The organism is Rothia sp. 110740021-2 (genome assembly GCF_054263775.1).
In genome coordinates this window covers 1-16,373 of record NZ_JBSZFE010000001.1, presented here as the reverse complement: position 1 = coordinate 16,373, position 16,373 = coordinate 1, and the positions used below count along the sequence as shown (strand labels likewise).

Genomic DNA, 16,373 nt, shown 5'->3' with positions numbered 1-16,373 from the left:
TGAATATACTGGCTTACGCGGTGCCGCCCATTTTTGTGCGCCTACTTGCCGGGTGCGCGCAGCAATTGCATCCGTAGAGTACATAGAATGACCTCTCGCGTGGAGTATTGACCTGATGCCGGGTACCCTTAAGGAAGGACTGAAACCTTAGACTCTTCTATATCAAAGGCTGCTGGTTCACTAAGGGCCCCGAACCCTTCACAAACCATTCAGGTATCACTAATGTTTCACGTGAAACACTACAGGCTTCATTACCTCACGGAGTATGTTTCACGTGAAACATACTGAGATGAGTGAATGGTGGGGGAGCGGAGGTTGAATCCTCCTTGCGTACACATATCTCAGAGTGTTGCCACACGCGAGGCATTAGAAGAAGTATCACCGTAGACGCACCACCCGAATTATGGAAGGCACCCGATGACTCCTCAAGCTCAGAAATCTGTTGCAGATTTGCTCCCCAAGCCTGTGCATACGCGTGTCTTCACCGTGTCGAACCAGAAGGGCGGCGTGGGTAAAACCAGTACTGCAGTGAACCTCGCAGCTGCACTCGCGGAGGCTGGTCTCAACGTCCTGGTGATCGATAACGACCCGCAGGGTAACGCCTCAACCGCACTGGGTATTGAGCACGGCGTGGATGTTCTCAGTGTCTACAATGTCCTGATTGAGGATAAGCCGCTTTCTGAAATTGTTCAGGAATGTCCCGATATGCCCGGCCTGTTCTGTGCCCCCGCCAATATCGACCTCGCTGGCGCGGAGATTGAGCTGGTCTCTCTGGTCGCACGTGAGACTCGCCTCAAGAACGCCCTGATGGACTACACTGAATGGCGCGAGAAGCAGGGTATGGAGCGTCTAGACTATGTCTTCATCGATTGCCCGCCGAGCCTCGGCCTGCTGACCGTCAACGCCTTCGTCGCGGCAGAAGAGATTCTGATTCCGATTCAGTGCGAGTACTACGCACTGGAAGGCCTGAGCCAGCTGCTGAAGAATATTCAGATGATTCAGAAGCACCTGAACTCTAAGCTGCGCATCAGCACGATCCTGCTGACCATGTACGATGCCCGTACCAACTTGGCGTTCCAGGTGGCAGAGGAGGTGCGCGAGCACTTCCCGGAGGAGACTCTGAGCGTGAAGATTCCTCGCTCGGTTCGTATTTCTGAGGCTCCCAGCTATCAGCAGACCGTCATCACCTACGATTCTTCGTCGACTGGTGCACGCGCTTACCGCGAGGCAGCACAGGAACTCTCACGCCGATTTGCATAATCTAAATCTTTTGAAATGAGCCTTTTTGAAGTGTCTATTGATGATTCAAAAGGGTTCATTTTGTGCGGTATTTTCTGGGTTAAACCCAAGAAAACATCCTTAAAGAATTAATTATCAGGAATAATTCGGATTATGTGCTGTGCAGTTTTCTCTCCTGCTTTCGAGTGCTTATTTCGTTTACACTAGATGAAGAAGAAAAAATGAGCGGGCTCGTCCGGGAGTCCTAAGGAGTAACGATGGCTGAAAAGCGACGCGGCTTGGGTCGTGGCCTGGGGGCGCTGATCCCTCAGAGTACGAAGAATTCTGGTAATGCTGAGGCGAAGGCATCTGAAAAGACTGCACCCAAGAAAGCATCTACTCCGATTGAAGAGCCGATGAGTGATGGCCTCTTCGAAATGGCTCATGAGGCCAAGCCGGAGAAGCAGCGCAAGAGTGCTAAAGCTGAGTCTGTAGAAGATAAGCCTGCTGAAGCTGTACCTGCTCAGGAAAAGCCTGTTGAAGTTCAGAGGGTAGAGGAGAAGGTCGAAGCTCCCGCCTCCTCGCAGAATGTTTCACGTGAAACATCGAAGAAGAAATCCCGTGTGGACATGGGCGCGGCACTGCGCAATACCACCCTGACTCGCCGTCCGGTGGACTTCTTCTTTGGTGAAGATGTTTCCACCCCGCAGTCTGCTTCCGAAGAGCGGGGCGGTCTGGTCCCGGTTCCCGGCGCCCAGTTTGCTGAGCTGAATGTTCGTGATATTCACCCCAACCGCAAGCAGCCCCGCACCGATTTTGATGAGCAGGATATGGAAGAGCTCATACATTCGGTACGTGAGATTGGCGTTCTACAGCCGATTGTCGTGCGTCCCTCGCGTGAAAACGGTGCTGAAAAGTATGAACTGGTCATGGGTGAGCGCCGCTGGCGTGCAACCCAGGCAGCTGGCCTGAGCACCATCCCGGCGATTGTTCGTGAGACTGAAGACGGCGATCTGCTCCGTGACGCCCTGCTGGAGAACCTGCACCGCAGTCAGCTGAACCCCATTGAAGAAGCGGCGGCGTACCAGCAGCTCATGGAGGAGTTTGACACTACTCAGGAGCAGCTGGCTAAGCGCATTGGTCGTTCTCGCCCCCAGATTTCAAATACGATTCGTCTGCTGAAGCTGCCAGCTCTGGTGCAGCGTCGCGTTGCGGCGGGTATTCTTTCTGCCGGTCACGCTCGTGCCCTGCTGTCTCTGACAGACCAGGCTCAGATTGAGACTCTCGCACAGAAGATTGTGAATGAGGGACTGTCGGTTCGTGCAACCGAGGAGCTGGTGAACCACGCATCCGGCACTGCAGAGGTGAAAGAACGTAAGACTCCTCAACCCCAGAAGCACCGTGAGCGTCTGGACTATATTGCGGAGGCTTTCGCTGATAAGCTCGATACTTCGGTGAAGATTTCGCTGGGGGCCCGCAAGGGTAAGATGACCATCGAGTTCGCGAATGTCGAGGACTTGAACCGCATTATCCGCGTTTTGGATTCTGATTTCTCGGGCTAAATTTTCGCATAAAAAATATTTAACAACTGATATCAGTTGTATATATAAAAACCCTCGGTGATGTTTCACGTGAAACATCACCGAGGGTTTTTCTCTAGATTCTCGAAAGATTAGCCCAGGTGCTCGGAGAACTCGGCCAGCAGAGCGGACTTCGTCTTAGCACCTACGGTCTTCTTGACCACCTCGCCACCCTTGAAAAGGTAGATGGCAGGAATAGAGGTAATGCCGTATTTCATGGCGGTATCGCCATTTGCTTCAACATCCACCTTGACCACATCGACCTGACCGGCGTACTCACCAGCAATCTCGTCGATCACGGGGCCAACCATGCGGCAGGGGCCACACCATTCAGCCCAGAAGTCTACGATAACGGGCTTGTCGTTCTTCAGAACCAGTTCGTCAAAAGTAGTATCAGTTGCCTGCTGTGCACTGCTCACGGAGTGCTCCTTTCTGACACGGGGCGGATTCCCCTGCGAGTAATACGAATAGTTTAGAGGTTTTCGAGGTAGTGCTGCGCGTCCAGAGCGGCAACAGCACCGGAACCAGCGGCAATAATTGCCTGGCGGTAGGTCGGGTCAATCACGTCACCGGCAGCAAAAATGCCGGGAACGGAAGTCTTCGACGAACGACCCTGAACTGCGATGGTGTGGTTCTCGGTAATCTCCAGCTGGTCACGTACCAGTTCCACGCGAGGGTCGGATCCAATAGCGATGAACAGACCCTGAACGGCCAGCTGACGCTCAGAACCGTCCTTGGTGTTGGTCAGAGTAATCGACTCGAGGTTGTTCTCACCGTGAACGGCAGTGACAGCCGAGTCCCAGACAACCTCAATCTTCGGGTTGTTGAAAGCGCGGGTCTGCATGATTTCCGAAGCACGGAAAGAATCACGACGGTGCACCAGGTACACCTTGGAGGCGAAGGTCGTCAGGAACAGTGCCTCCTCCAGTGCGGAGTCGCCACCACCGACCACTGCGATTTCCTTGTCCTTGAAGAAGAAGCCATCGCAGGTTGCGCACCAGGAGACGCCGTAACCGGAGAGTCGATCTTCGCCCTCGATGTTGAGCTTACGAACCTGAGAACCGGTGGTCATGATGACGGTCTTCGCCAGGTGAACAGCACCGTCTGCGGTGTAGACCTTCTTCACGTCGCCGGTGAGCTCGACCTTTTCCACGTCCTGGTAGCGGATGTCCGTACCGAAACGCTCAGCCTGCTGGCCAATGTTCTCCATCAGCTCGGGGCCCTGGATACCCTGAATGAAACCGGGGAAGTTCTCCACCTCGGTGGTATTCATGAGGGAGCCGCCGGGTGCCAGAGAGCTGGCGAAGAGGACGGGCTTCAGCTCGGCGCGTGCCGCGTAGATTGCCGCGGTGTAGCCCGCGGGGCCGGAGCCCACAATAATGACGTTGTGGACGGTTGCGTCGGCCTCAACCTCGGCAGTCGGTGCCGCTTCGGTGGCGGGTGCGGATGCCAGGTTCAGGTTGCCCAGGGCGGCGCCTCCGAAGAGGCCTCCCAGATTCTCAGTCATCGGATATGTCTTTCCCTTGTAGGTCTTTCGTTATGCCCCTATAACAGGGCTTTATCCTCGATTATTCCATTTTTGGGGGACCCTTATCCAGATACTCCGCGCACTGTGAATCTTTGAGTAGCGGCCCTGCCATAAAGAGTCATAAATGGACATCAAAAAGGGCGGGGTTTCCGAACTGTTGAGTTCAGAAACCCCGCCCTTATGTCTGGGGTGCGAGCGCCCTGTCGGCGTCGCGTTATGGGTTGATTAGTCCACCTTGATTTCGTTGATGCGCAGACCGTAATTCCAAGTTCCAATCGGCAGGGTGAGGCGGGGTAGTTCGTTGACCACGATGATCACGTAGGCGCCCTTTTCAATGCTCTGCTTGGAGGTGTCTAGGGTGACGACTGCATCCTTGCCTTCAAAGGTGCCCTTGCCGACCTCAACCGCGCCGTTTAGGGATGCGGAGCTATTGGTGTAGACGGTGAAGGAGCCGCCGACGCCGGTGTTCTGCTGGATGGTCAGCTTGGAGACGACGGTGGGGGTCTGCAGCTTCAGCGCCAGGCCGAATTCCTTGATGGTGCCGGCGTAGTTGGCGGTGCCGAAGCCGTAGCTGATCCATGCGGTGTTGGCGTTACCGTCGGTCAGGTGGGGGATGAGGGTGTCCATGTCGTTCATGAACGTGGGGTTCGAGGGCGCGAAACGAGCCACGGATGCGATTTTAGCCGGGTCGTTTGATGCCTTAGCGGTCGGGGATGCCGATGCGCTGGCGCCTGCCGCAGCCGATTCGGATGCCGAGGCGGAAGACTTGGGGGTGTGTGGTGCGGCTGTCTGGTTGGAGCCGATTGCACCCAGGGAGGTGAGGATACTGCCTGCGATGATGACGAGTAGCAGGACTGCTGCCAGGGCGACTGCCCAGGTACCGCGGCTGCCGTCTTCTTCATCTTCGTCATCTTCGTAGATGCTGGTGGGCTCGGAGTATGCGGTCACTGCCGCACCGCCGGATGAGCTCCAGTTCTTGGCGGCGGTGATGCTCTCCTGGTTAGCGGCGGAGGAAGAGACCTTCTCGTAGGTGTTGGGAGAGCTGCTGCTCTCGGAGTCACCGAAGATTTCGGTGCCCAGTGCGTCTTCTGCGTTGGAGAGTGCGTGGTTTTCGATCAGCAGGGTGTCCAGCAGGGTGTCGGGGCGGGTGTGGGAGGTGACGAGGTAGCGGCTACCTTCGGGGGTGATGCCCAGGTCGAGGATTTGGATGTTGCCGCGTGCGTTGGTTGCGAGCGCGCGGGAGTTTGCTTCCAGCAGTGCGCTGCGGCTGGGCGATGCGATGACGACCGAGACCTTACGGTTGAGAACCTGGTCGGTGCCTTCAAGCACCATGTCGGATTCTGCCGTAATAATGATGTGTGTGGTGATCTCGTAGCGGCCTCCGAGGACCGATCCGACCGGAAACTGTTGCGACAACGTGTTCTCCCGAGGTGGTTTCATAGTGCCTGCCGTGTGGCGGGCCCTGACTATTAGATTCTACCCGGCATTGAAGGATACCGGGGCTGAGTGATAGTTTGTTGCGTTCGGGTGGTTGCCTATGTCCTCTGCGGGCCCTGGTGTGGGGTGCGGTGGGTACACGGACAGCTACCCTGGTTGGGCGTTGTGTGCTGCCTTAGCGGCGGGCAAAATGCTCAAGTTTCGAGGTTAGGGGTGCCAGTAGTGCGTTGGCTTCCTTGACGCGGAAGATTTGTATGCCGGCGAGGTATGCGAGGCCCATGACGGTGCCGCATACGGCGAGGGTGATGATTGCGGTGAGCTTGGATGCCCAGGCAAATCCGTCGAGCTGGTAGCCGCCGAGCAGCCAGAGTGCAATGGCCGTGATGCCTCCGGCGAAGAGGGAGGCGAGGGTTGTGCGGGCGTAGGTGCTGACGATGCCGCGCTGGCCGTAGTAGCCGAGGCGGCGGCGGACCATGTGGTGGCTGATGAACATGATCAGGATGTTGTGCACCGGGTAGATGAAGGCGAGCATGTACACGGTGTACTGTGCGTTGAGCAGGGATGCTGCGAAGCTCATGATGACCATGATGATGGCGGAGTACACCTGGATGCGGAAGGGGGTGCGTGCGTCTTCGCGGGCGTAGAGCACGCGGCTGTAGAGATAGTTGATGGTGAGGGTGGGGGTGCCGAGTGCGGTGATGACGATGAGCTTGGCGATGATGGTTGCTGCGATGGGGTCGCCGCCGCTGAAGAGCACTGCGATGGGCCCTGCCAGGACCATGAGGGCGACCATGCAGAAGACGGTGGCTACGGCTGCGTTGCGCAGGCCATGGGAGAGTGCGTAGATGACGCTGTCGCTGTCGTCGGCGATGGCGGAGGCGCTCATGCGGTTGAAGAGCACGGTGGCGATGGAGATGCCGATGACGCCGTGTGGGAGCATGTACAGCATGGAGGCGTAGTTGAGTGCCTGCAGGCCGGGGATTTGGATGCCGAGGGTGGCGTAGTGTTCGCGCTGACCGACGATGCCTGCGGCGACCTTGGTCATGTAGAGGAATGCGAGGTTGGAGATGATACCGGAAGCGAGGGTCCATGCGGCGAGCTTGGAGGCTGCGCGCAGGCCGATACCTCGCCACGCGAAGTCGGGCTTGAGGCGCAGGCCGAGCTTGCGTAGGGGGATGAACAGGACGAGCGCCTGCATGATGACGCCGAAGGTGGAGGAGCCGGCGAGCACAAGGGTCTGTGCATTGGTCCAATTGTCTACGGTGTGGATAGGGTTGGGGTTGGGGGTCTGTGCGCCGAAGATGAAGATGAACAGGAATAGTGACAGGATGGTGATGACATTATTGAGTACGGGTGACCACATGTAGGCGCCGAATGCGTCTTTGGCATTGAGGACCTGTCCGATGACGGTGTAGAGGCCGTAGAAGAAGATTTGGGGTAGGCACCAGAGGGAGAAGATGAAGCCGAGCTGTCGTTGTTCGGGGCTCCAGCCTGAGCCCATGATGCTGATGATGGGCCAGGCGCAGGCGACGGTGATGAGGGTGATGAGGCCGATTGCGGTGATGGTGAGGGTGACGAGTTTGGAGATGTATTGTGCGCCGCTGTCTTGTGCTTTGGCCGCTTTGATGATTTGCGGTACGAGGACTGCGTTGAACACGCCGCCTGCTACGAGGACATAGATGAGGTTGGGCAGGGTGTTGGCGGTTTCGAAGACGTCGCCGACGGTTGAGAGTGAGCCGATGGCTACGGTGAGCAGGATGGTCTTGACGAATCCGAGGATGCGCGAGACGAGGGTGCCAGCTGCCATGATTGCGCTTGAGCGGGCGTCGTTACGTGCCACGTAGGTCTCTCCTGTGTCGGCGGGTGATTGCTTCTTTTATTTTTGGGCTCTTCGGCGGGTGTTTAGAGCTGGGTGGTGATGTATTCGCGCGCACTGCGGGCTATGTGTTGCTCGTTGGCGAATGAGAGGCGGGTGGGTAGCTCTCCGAGGGGAACCCAGGCGACGTCGATTGCTTCGTGGTCGGGGTCGTTGTCGATGCTGAGTTCGCCGCCGGTTGCTGCGAAGAGGTAGTGGTGCACGGTTTTGTGGATGCGCGTGCCGTTGGATGTGAACCAGTAGGCGATGGTGCCGAGGGAGGCTACGGGGTAGCCGGTGATTCCGGTTTCTTCGCTGATTTCGCGTTGTGCGGCTTCGACGGTGGTTTCGCCGTGTTCGATGTGGCCTTTGGGGAGGCACCATTCGCGTTGGCCGTTGCGGTTGATGCGGGCGATAATGGCTACGGGTAGCTGTTCGGGTCGGTCGAAGTCGATGATGAGCCCGCCTGCAGAGACTTCTTCAGGGGCGGGTACCGCTCGCACGGGCGCGGTGAAGCGCGTTTTGGGGGCGCGGGGTACGGGAATGCTCATGGTTCTACCTTAACTGATAGGCTGAGGTTTTTGTGTCTCGGTTTGGGGTGAGATAGCTGTCTTTGATGGGGTGTTGTGGGTGTGGGGTGGGCGCATGGGTGGTTTTTCTGGCACGATTAAAGGATTATGTCGCTGATTATTGATGTTGTGTCGAAGTACCCGGATGCCGCCGAGCTGGGAGAACTGTACCGTGCAGAGGGTTTTGAGCTGTACTTGGTGGGCGGTATTGTCCGCGATAATCTGCGGGTTGAGGATGGTCTCTTCACCGATTTTGATTTGACGACGGATGCTACTCCTGAGCAGAGCGAGCAGATTCTACGTGGGTGGGGTGAACATACATGGGATATCGGCAAGGAGTACGGCACGATTAGTGCGCGTAAGAATGGCGTGGTGTATGAGGTGACCACGTACCGTGCTGAGGTGTATGTTTCGGATTCGCGTAAGCCGACGGTTGAGTTCGGTACGGATTTGAGCGCTGATTTGGTGCGTCGTGATTTCACGATTAATGCGATGGCGGCGGCTTTGCCCAGTGGTGAGGTTGTTGACTTGTTTGGTGGCGTTGAGGATTTGCGTGCGGGTGTTTTGCGTACTCCGCGCTCGCCGGAGGAGTCTTTTTCTGAGGATCCGCTACGTATGATGCGTGCGGCTCGTTTTGCTGCGCGTTTTAATCTTGAGGTTGCCCCGGAGGTTTTCGAGGCGATGCGCGAGATGGCTGGCCGTATTGAGATTATTTCGGCTGAGCGTGTACGTGATGAGCTGGTGAAGCTGATTGAGGCGGATTATCCGCGGGTGGGTTTGAACCTGCTGGTGGATACGGGTCTGGCGGATTATGTGTTGCCGGAGCTTCCTGCTTTGCGTATGGAGATTGATCCTGAGCATCACCATAAGGATGTGTATGAGCATTCGTTGAAAGTGATGGAGCAGGCGATGGAGAAGGAGACGGGTGAGGATGGTCCGTGTCCGGCTCCTGATTTTATTCTGCGTTTTGCGGCCTTGATGCACGATATTGGTAAGCCGAAGACTCGTAAGTTTGAGAAAGACGGTTCTGTCTCGTTCCTGCACCATGAGGTGGTGGGCGCGAAGATGGTGAAGAAGCGTATGCGTGCGCTACGTTTTGATAATGACACGATTAAGGCTGTGGCTCGTCTGGTGGAACTGCATATGCGGTTCTATGGTTACCGCGAGTCAGGTTGGACTGATTCTGCGGTGCGCCGCTATGTGCGTGATGCTGGCGATCAGTTGGAGCGTCTGCATCGTGTGTCTCGTTCTGATGTGACGACTCGTAATCGTCGCCTGTCGCGCTCGCTGGCTGAGGCGTATGACGATTTGGAGCGTCGCATTGCTGAGTTGGCTGCTCAGGAGGAGCTGGATGCGATTCGTCCGGATCTGGATGGCGGTCAGATTATGCAGATTCTTGGTATTGCGCCGGGCCCGGTGGTGGGTGAGGCGTATAAGTTCTTGTTGAATGTGCGTCTGGATGAGGGTTCGCTTCCTGAGGAGGAGGCGAAGGCTCGCCTGGTGCAGTGGTGGGAGCAGCGTCGGGAGGCGTAGCTTCTGCGGTTTGTGGTACTGCATCGCATGGTTGAGGTCACGCGGTGCGGTACTGTTCTATCTGTATTTTCTCGTGTATTGTTAAGAAATCTATGCGTATTCCCCACCCGGTGTGTTTCACGTATAGGGCACATTGAATCTCCTGCTATGGAAATCCCATAGCCGTTTAGCCCAAAGGAGGGGTTTAATCATGCGTGCATATGAACTGATGGTTATCCTCAGCCCCGAGGTTGAGGACCGTGCGGTTGAGCCGTCGCTGTCCAAGTTCCTCGAGATCGTGACCAACGATGGTGGTTCCGTCGATAACGTCGACATCTGGGGCCGTCGTCGCCTGGCATACGAGATCCAGAAGAAGTCTGAGGGTATCTACGCAGTGGTGAACTTCACCTCTACCCCCGAGACTGCAGCTGAGCTCGATCGTGTTCTGAACCTGAACGAGTCCGTCATGCGTACCAAGATCATCCGCCCGGAGGATCAGAAGATCTCCAGCAAGTAGTTGTTTCTTTCCGGTCGGCTGACCCCCTAAAAATGTCAGGGGGTTGCGCTGTACTGGATTCAATATACTTGTAACTCTTATCGAGGAGGCATCAAATGGCAGGCGATACCGTTATTACTGTTATTGGTAATCTGACTGGCGATCCGGAGCTTCGTTACACCCCTGCGGGTGCGGCGGTTGCTAATTTCACGATCGCATCGACTCCGCGTACTTTTAATCGCCAGACGAACCAGTGGGAGGATGGGGAGACCCTGTTCCTGCGTGCGTCGGTATGGCGTGGTTATGCGGAGAATGTTGCAGAGACCTTGAAGAAGGGTACTCAGGTTATCGCGCAGGGCCGTCTGAAGTCCCGCTCGTACGAGACCAAGGAAGGCGAGCGTCGTACCTCGTTTGAGCTTGAGGTCGAGGAGATCGGCCCGACTCTGCGTTTTGCTACTGCTCAGGTGACTCGCGCACAGCGTTCTGCCGGAGGTAATAACTTCGGTGGCGGTGCGCAGGGTGGCTTTGGCGGTGGTGCTGGGTACAACGCTGCTGCTCAGGGCGGTTACTCCGCTCCTCAGCAGAATAATTTTGCTGCTGCTCAGGGTAATGGTTACTCTGGCCAGTCTGGCTACTCCACTCCGGCTGCTCCGGCGGCCCCTGCAGCTCCTGCTGCTGATCCGTGGAGTTCTCAGTCTGGTGGTAACTATGACTGGGGTAGCGGCGCCGACGACGAACCTCCGTTCTAAGCCGGTTTCGTTTTCCGAATAGTAATTTATCAATCCATCCCGCGGTTATCCGCCGCGGGCTCCCAACTCTAAGGAGCACCACGATGGCTAAGGCTGAAATCCGTAAGCCCAAACCCAAGCAGAACCCCCTCAAGGCTGCTGACGTCACCGTTATCGACTACAAGGACGTCGCACTTCTGCGCAAGTTCATCTCCGACCGCGGCAAGATCCGCGCTCGCCGCGTGACTGGCGTGACCGTTCAGGAGCAGCGCAAGATCGCTCAGGCTATTAAGAACGCCCGCGAAGTTGCACTGCTGCCCTACTCCGGCGCTGGCCGCTAAAGAGAAGGAGAGACAGTAACATGGCTAAGATCATTCTGACTCAGGAAGTTTCCGGCCTCGGTGCAGCTGGCGATGTTGTCACCGTTAAGGACGGTTACGCACGTAACTACCTGCTGCCCCGCGGCTTCGCTCTGACCTGGACCCAGGGTGGCGAGAAGCAGGTTGAGTCCATCCGCGCCGCTCGTGCGGCTCGTGCTAAGGCTTCTCTGGAAGAGGCTCAGGCAACTGCGGCGGCCCTGGCTGCTAAGTCGGTTGTCGTTGCACACAAGGCTGGCGCTGACGGCCGCCTGTTCGGTACCGTCAAGGCTGAGGCTATTGCTGAGGCTATTGAGGCTGCTGGCATTGGCTCCGTTGACAAGCGCACCATCCACCTGGGTTCCGCTATTAAGCGTACCGGTGAGTACAAGGTGACTGTCCGCCTGCACGCTGACGTTGTTGCTAACGTTGTCCTGGACGTCGTTGCTGCTGCGTAAGTAGGTTTTTAGATATTTGACGCTGGTGCTTTGATGCTGCGGCGTTGAGTGTCGGACGGGGTGTCCCTCTTCGTGAGGGGCACCCCGTTTGCTTTACCCTTTTAGATACAGAAAGTCGCAATGTTTCACGTGAGACATCGCGGTTTTTTCGTTTATCGTGCTGATTGCGTAGATATTCCCACCCCTTAGGTCGGGGATTTTGATGGATTACCTCTATATGGGAAGTATCTTGAGACTTTCGGGGCATCCCAGACCGGTCTGCATATTCGACATTCTCTGTGCGCCCCATAGTCTGGTAGACACCGTAGACTGGTATACATGGCTCGATCTTTTTCACGTTTGTCTTCTAGCGCTCAGCTTCTATTCACGGGTGTGCTGTTGGAGTGCGTCAATTTGCTGCTGTGTGCTCTAGCGGTTATTCCATTTGCGGACGCTAATCTTGCTACTGCTCTTCTGCTTCTTTTGTTGGTGGTTGGCGGTCTTGTATCCAGTATTGCGTTGGTGTGTGCGCTAGTGGGTCTGGTGAAGTTTGGTCAGTACCGCGTGGCTAATATTTGCCTGGCGGTTATTTCTGTAGTGGCTAACCCGTTGGTGCTGCTGGGTCTGTATATGGCGGCTTATTAGCCCGGTTTAGAGACCAAAAACTGCACAATATCAAAGCTCTCAGGGTTCTGTTGGTTTTCTCCCAGCTTGTTTCCAGCGAAATTCAATCCTCCCATAAGGTTGGGGGTGTTTACTATAAGTGTTGGTTCGAGAGGACTGCGATGTGAATGTGTGTGTTTCGTGTAGCGGGGTCGCCCGCTAGCGAAAGAAGGATGGCAAGGCAAAAGCGCCTTGCCATTCTTCTTTTAACGCGACATGTAGTTTCGGTGTGAAATGCGGGGTGCTGCACCTCGATTTTGAAGAAAAATCTATTCCCAGCTTTCTTGCAGCTTTAACCTACAGGGAATAAAGGTTTACGCGTAATACTTTATATAGATGGTTCGAGAGGACCATCAGAAAGTTGGACTTCCCTTGCGGAAGTGGCTCTGATTTTCGTATGTATGTGTGTGTGATGAGACTGGGGTTGGACTGAGAGGTCCAGCTCCAGTTTCTGTTTTAACCACCTGGATGACAGAGGGAAGCAGTGTTGCTGCCCTGGCTTTCTGAAGGTTGTCGGGTCGTGCGTCCAAAACTTTCGTGGATTCGTCTTTCTTTTAGGCGCCGTGCGGGTCTAGAATTGGGAAAGATAAATTTTGCATATTAAATACAAGTATTTAGGAGTTGTCTTCCGTGTCTAAGACCCCTTCCGTTCCCGGTACCGACCGCCCCGCTGAAAAGGCTGCCGGTCACTGGCTTCTGGCTCAGCTGGGCAAGAAGGTTCTGCGCCCCGGTGGCCGCGAGACCACCAATTGGCTGCTGGCTCGCGCTCTGGGTGGTGACATTGACGTCGTGGAGTTTGCGCCGGGCCTGGGTATTACCGCCTTGGAGATTGTGAAGCGTTCCCCCAAGAGCTACACCGGTGTGGATCTTGATCCCAAGGCTGCTGAAATCGTGACCGAGCGTATTGGTGCATCGACTAAGCCGAACTACCGTGTGGTGAATGCTAGTGCCCAGGAGACCGGTCTGCCCTCGGAGAGCTACGACGCCGTGGTGGGCGAGGCGATGCTGACCATGCAGACCGATAAGCACAAGCTGGAGATTATGCGTGAGGCGGCTCGTCTGCTGCGTCCGGGCGGCTACTACGCTATTCACGAGATGTCGCTGGTTCCCGATTACCTGCGCCCCGAGTTGAAGGAAGAGATCCAGAAGGATTTGGCGCGTACTATCCGCGTGAATGCCCGCCCGCTGACTGTTGCCGAGTGGACTGCTCTGGCGGAAGAGGCTGGCTTTGAGGTGCTGGATGTGTACCAGACCGATATGGCTCTGCTGGAGCCGAAGCGTCTACTGGCTGATGAAGGTCCCGCTGGCGTTGCGAAGATTGCGTTCAATCTGGTGCGTAAGCCGCAGATTCGTGAGCGCGTGTTGGGTATGCGCGGTGTGTTTCGCCGCCATGCCGACCATATTGGCGCTATCGGCATGATTCTGCGTAAGAAGTAAGAGAAGCTTATACAGCGAAACGGAGCCTTAGTATTCCTCGTTATGCGGGGGAATACTGAGGCTCCGTTTTCATTCGCTAGCCTGCTCTCACCAGGCATACTAGTACACAGTACCTCAGTCCCGCAGTGACTACGGCGCTGAGCACTAGTACCAGCATCAGCACTGGATACTGCACCAGTAGCAGACACTCACCCAGCATCAGCACTGGATACTGCACCAGTAGCAGACACTCACCCAGCATCTGCTTGCACCACAGCCTCCGAGTGCCGCACCACCCCCACCCATATACGCCCACGACACCGTACCGGCGAGCCTGTAGTAGTACAGCACTGCTGATACTCGCAGGTACTCAAGTACCATGGTGTGTGTTACAGGCAGCGACATACTATAGGTGTGTAGTAGCAGCACCGCCACCAGATGCGAGAGGGCATGCAATACAAGGAGAGAGAGAAACTTAAACATGGTCCGAGACCTGCTTTCATGACTAGTGCCCTCGACTCTGATATCGAGGGATCTACTAGGCACATAGCAGTGGCCTGGTTTTTGTGAGGCAGTCACGTCTGCTCAGCGATGAGGGCATGCGCTAAGGCACGGCAGCTGGGCGAGGCAATGCGCACTATGGATGGCGCGGCGCTCGCTGTTGAGAAGATTGAGGATTATCTGCGCGCTACCCATTAGGCGTGTATGTGTTTCGCGTGTGCCTTCGTGAGAAACTAGCATAGGAGTTCAGCAGAAAATGTTTCTGGAACGTCGTAGATATTGGATTGAAACGCGAGGATAAGCATGTCTGAAACTGCCATTGATTATGGTTCCCGCACTATGCCTCATGATGATGTGGCTGAGCAGTCGGTGCTCGGTGGCATGCTGCTGTCGAAGGACGCTATTGCTGATGTGGTTGAGAGCCTGCGTGCGTCTGATTTCTATAAGCCGGCGCACGAGACGATTTATGAGGCGATTCTTTCTCTTTACGGTCACGGTAGCCCTGCGGATGTGATTACGGTTGCTGATGAGCTGAAGAAGCGTGGTGAGCTGACTCGTGTGGGCGGTGCGTCCTATATTCATACCCTGATTGCGTCAGTTCCAACTGCTGCTAACGCTCAGTATTACGCTGAGATTGTTAAGGAGCACGCGATTATGCGCCGCCTGATTGAAGCGGGTACGAAGATCGCTCAGCTGGGTTACGCCAATGAGACTGAGGTCGATACTTTGGTGGATCAGGCGCAGGCTGAGATTTATGCGGTGACTGATGGTAACGCGAAGGAAGACTATGTATCTTTCTCTGAGGCGTTGGAGGAGACCATCAACGAGATTGATGCGAACTCGAACCGCCCCGATGGCGTGTACGGTGTACCGACTGACTTTATTGAGTTTGATGAGCTGACCGGTGGTCTGCACGGTGGCCAGATGATTGTTATTGCGGCTCGTCCGGGTGTGGGTAAGTCGACTCTGGCCCTTGATATTGCTCGTTCTGCCTCTATTCATCATCAGATGACGACTGTGTTTTTCTCGCTGGAGATGAGTCGTACTGAGTTGGCGATGCGTATTCTCTCTGCGGAGGGCAAGATTTCGATGGGTCGCCTGAAGAAGGGGGATTTGGATACTGAGGGTTGGACGAACCTGGCGACTCTGCAGGGGCGCATTGATTCTGCTCCTCTCTTTATTGATGATTCGCCGAATATGACTCTGATGGAGATTCGCGCGAAGTGCCGTCGCCTCAAACAGCGTAATGATTTAAAGCTTGTGGTGCTGGACTACCTGCAGCTGATGAGTTCGGGTAAGAAAGTTGAGTCGCGTCAGCAGGAGGTTTCGGAGTTTTCTCGTAGCCTGAAGCTGTTGGCTAAGGAGTTGGACGTTCCGGTGATTGCGCTGTCTCAGTTGAACCGTGGTTCGGAGCAGCGTACTGATAAGCGTCCGATGGTTTCGGATTTGCGTGAGTCGGGTTCTATTGAGCAGGATGCGGATATGGTGATTCTGCTGCATCGTGAGGATATGTATAACCCGGAGAGTGATCGCGTGGGTGAGGCGGATATGATTATTGCTAAGCACCGTGGTGGTCCGACTCGTACTATTCCGTTGGCGTTTAGCGGTAAGTACTCGCGCTTTAACAATATGGCGAATGATGCGCCTCCCCAGTACTAATCAGCTCAGCACTAACCGCCTCAGTACTAAGCTTCAGCACTCTGTAGCTGCACCCCTCTTCTTCTATTCCTTGCAGGATGGAAGGGGAGGGGCTTTTCGTATCTATAGGTATGGGCGCCCAAATGCAGAGTTAGGAATCAAGCGCAGGGTATGGGAATAGGGGCTGCAGAGGGGCGCTGGAGGGTATTCTGCGAGGGTTTGAGTGGTTTCTTCTGTGGTTATAAGGTTTTTTAGAAGTTTTTTAAAGATTTTCTAGCACCCATAAAATACTTTGACTAGGTAGTTTAGTCTCTGGAAGGGTGGTTTAGACCCTTACAACGCCATGTTTGTGGTCTACTTCACCCTTTTTGAGGTTGCATGGGTGTTTAGGCGTCTGTATAGTTGTATGAGTCGCCGCGGCGAGGAGGAAAAAACGAAG

Annotated in this window: 15 protein-coding genes; 10 read left to right on the top strand and 5 right to left on the bottom strand. The window is 55.4% G+C overall.

Annotated features, from left to right (window positions below):
* Window positions 1-417: 417 nt before the first annotated feature.
* Window positions 418-1,260 carry a ParA family protein gene (locus tag ACUXHH_RS00075; protein WP_279741965.1) on the top strand — a complete coding sequence of 281 codons (843 nt, stop codon included), beginning with the start codon at window positions 418-420 and terminating at the stop codon, window positions 1,258-1,260.
* Window positions 1,261-1,496: 236 nt separating this feature from the next.
* Window positions 1,497-2,780 (top strand): ParB/RepB/Spo0J family partition protein, encoded by a 1,284-nt coding sequence (locus ACUXHH_RS00070; RefSeq protein WP_279788212.1) that lies wholly within the window; start codon window positions 1,497-1,499, stop codon window positions 2,778-2,780.
* 110 nt (window positions 2,781-2,890) lie between these two features.
* Here ACUXHH_RS00070 and trxA read toward each other — a convergent pair whose 3' ends face one another.
* From trxA to ACUXHH_RS00045, 5 genes are all read right to left on the bottom strand, one after another.
* Window positions 2,891-3,217, bottom strand: coding sequence for a thioredoxin (trxA, locus tag ACUXHH_RS00065; RefSeq protein ID WP_279741967.1), 327 nt, complete (start codon window positions 3,215-3,217; stop codon window positions 2,891-2,893).
* Between the two features lie 53 nt (window positions 3,218-3,270).
* Window positions 3,271-4,305, bottom strand: a complete 1,035-nt coding sequence (gene trxB / locus ACUXHH_RS00060) for a thioredoxin-disulfide reductase (RefSeq protein ID WP_279741968.1) — start codon at window positions 4,303-4,305, stop codon at window positions 3,271-3,273.
* A 246-nt stretch (window positions 4,306-4,551) separates the two neighbouring features.
* Complete coding sequence (locus ACUXHH_RS00055) at window positions 4,552-5,742, bottom strand: serine/threonine protein kinase (RefSeq protein WP_279754400.1); 1,191 nt, start codon at window positions 5,740-5,742, stop codon at window positions 4,552-4,554.
* 196 nt (window positions 5,743-5,938) lie between these two features.
* Window positions 5,939-7,603 carry a murein biosynthesis integral membrane protein MurJ gene (murJ, locus tag ACUXHH_RS00050; RefSeq protein ID WP_279741970.1) on the bottom strand — a complete coding sequence of 555 codons (1,665 nt, stop codon included), beginning with the start codon at window positions 7,601-7,603 and terminating at the stop codon, window positions 5,939-5,941.
* Between the two features lie 62 nt (window positions 7,604-7,665).
* Window positions 7,666-8,169: an NUDIX hydrolase gene (locus ACUXHH_RS00045; protein WP_279741971.1), complete on the bottom strand. Its 504-nt coding sequence runs from the start codon at window positions 8,167-8,169 to the stop codon at window positions 7,666-7,668.
* Window positions 8,170-8,295: 126 nt separating this feature from the next.
* Between ACUXHH_RS00045 and ACUXHH_RS00040 the strand changes: the two genes are divergently transcribed.
* From ACUXHH_RS00040 to dnaB, 8 genes are all read left to right on the top strand, one after another.
* The gene (locus ACUXHH_RS00040) at window positions 8,296-9,720 is read left to right on the top strand and encodes a CCA tRNA nucleotidyltransferase (protein ID WP_279741972.1); all 1,425 of its coding nucleotides are present in this window, start codon (window positions 8,296-8,298) and stop codon (window positions 9,718-9,720) included.
* A 190-nt stretch (window positions 9,721-9,910) separates the two neighbouring features.
* A complete protein-coding gene (gene rpsF / locus ACUXHH_RS00035) occupies window positions 9,911-10,216 on the top strand; it encodes a 30S ribosomal protein S6 (RefSeq protein ID WP_279741973.1) in 306 nt (101 codons plus the stop codon).
* 95 nt (window positions 10,217-10,311) lie between these two features.
* A complete protein-coding gene (locus ACUXHH_RS00030; protein WP_279741974.1) occupies window positions 10,312-10,944 on the top strand; it encodes a single-stranded DNA-binding protein in 633 nt (210 codons plus the stop codon).
* Window positions 10,945-11,027: 83 nt separating this feature from the next.
* Window positions 11,028-11,264 (top strand): 30S ribosomal protein S18, encoded by a 237-nt coding sequence (rpsR, locus tag ACUXHH_RS00025; protein ID WP_004005948.1) that lies wholly within the window; start codon window positions 11,028-11,030, stop codon window positions 11,262-11,264.
* Window positions 11,265-11,284: 20 nt separating this feature from the next.
* Window positions 11,285-11,737: a 50S ribosomal protein L9 gene (gene rplI, locus ACUXHH_RS00020; protein ID WP_279741975.1), complete on the top strand. Its 453-nt coding sequence runs from the start codon at window positions 11,285-11,287 to the stop codon at window positions 11,735-11,737.
* A gap of 318 nt (window positions 11,738-12,055) precedes the next feature.
* On the top strand, window positions 12,056-12,361 hold the full coding sequence (locus ACUXHH_RS00015) for a hypothetical protein (protein ID WP_279741976.1): 306 nt from the start codon (window positions 12,056-12,058) through the stop codon (window positions 12,359-12,361).
* Between the two features lie 648 nt (window positions 12,362-13,009).
* Window positions 13,010-13,816, top strand: a complete 807-nt coding sequence (locus tag ACUXHH_RS00010; RefSeq protein WP_279741977.1) for a class I SAM-dependent methyltransferase — start codon at window positions 13,010-13,012, stop codon at window positions 13,814-13,816.
* 783 nt (window positions 13,817-14,599) lie between these two features.
* Window positions 14,600-15,955: a replicative DNA helicase gene (dnaB, locus tag ACUXHH_RS00005; RefSeq protein ID WP_279741978.1), complete on the top strand. Its 1,356-nt coding sequence runs from the start codon at window positions 14,600-14,602 to the stop codon at window positions 15,953-15,955.
* The last annotated feature ends 418 nt before the right edge of the window (window positions 15,956-16,373 follow it).

Excerpts from the sequence above, each read along its gene's own strand:
- rpsR (WP_004005948.1), top strand. The coding sequence starts at position 11,028 with ATGGCTAAGGCTGAAATCCGTAAGCCCAAACCCAAGCAGAACCCCCTC.
- rpsF (WP_279741973.1), top strand. The coding sequence starts at position 9,911 with ATGCGTGCATATGAACTGATGGTTATCCTCAGCCCCGAGGTTGAGGAC.
- ACUXHH_RS00070 (WP_279788212.1), top strand. The coding sequence starts at position 1,497 with ATGGCTGAAAAGCGACGCGGCTTGGGTCGTGGCCTGGGGGCGCTGATC.
- ACUXHH_RS00030 (WP_279741974.1), top strand. The coding sequence starts at position 10,312 with ATGGCAGGCGATACCGTTATTACTGTTATTGGTAATCTGACTGGCGAT.
- rplI (WP_279741975.1), top strand. The coding sequence starts at position 11,285 with ATGGCTAAGATCATTCTGACTCAGGAAGTTTCCGGCCTCGGTGCAGCT.
- trxB (WP_279741968.1), bottom strand. The coding sequence starts at position 4,305 with ATGACTGAGAATCTGGGAGGCCTCTTCGGAGGCGCCGCCCTGGGCAAC.
- dnaB (WP_279741978.1), top strand. The coding sequence starts at position 14,600 with ATGTCTGAAACTGCCATTGATTATGGTTCCCGCACTATGCCTCATGAT.
- ACUXHH_RS00015 (WP_279741976.1), top strand. The coding sequence starts at position 12,056 with ATGGCTCGATCTTTTTCACGTTTGTCTTCTAGCGCTCAGCTTCTATTC.
- ACUXHH_RS00075 (WP_279741965.1), top strand. The coding sequence starts at position 418 with ATGACTCCTCAAGCTCAGAAATCTGTTGCAGATTTGCTCCCCAAGCCT.
- ACUXHH_RS00040 (WP_279741972.1), top strand. The coding sequence starts at position 8,296 with ATGTCGCTGATTATTGATGTTGTGTCGAAGTACCCGGATGCCGCCGAG.
- ACUXHH_RS00045 (WP_279741971.1), bottom strand. The coding sequence starts at position 8,169 with ATGAGCATTCCCGTACCCCGCGCCCCCAAAACGCGCTTCACCGCGCCC.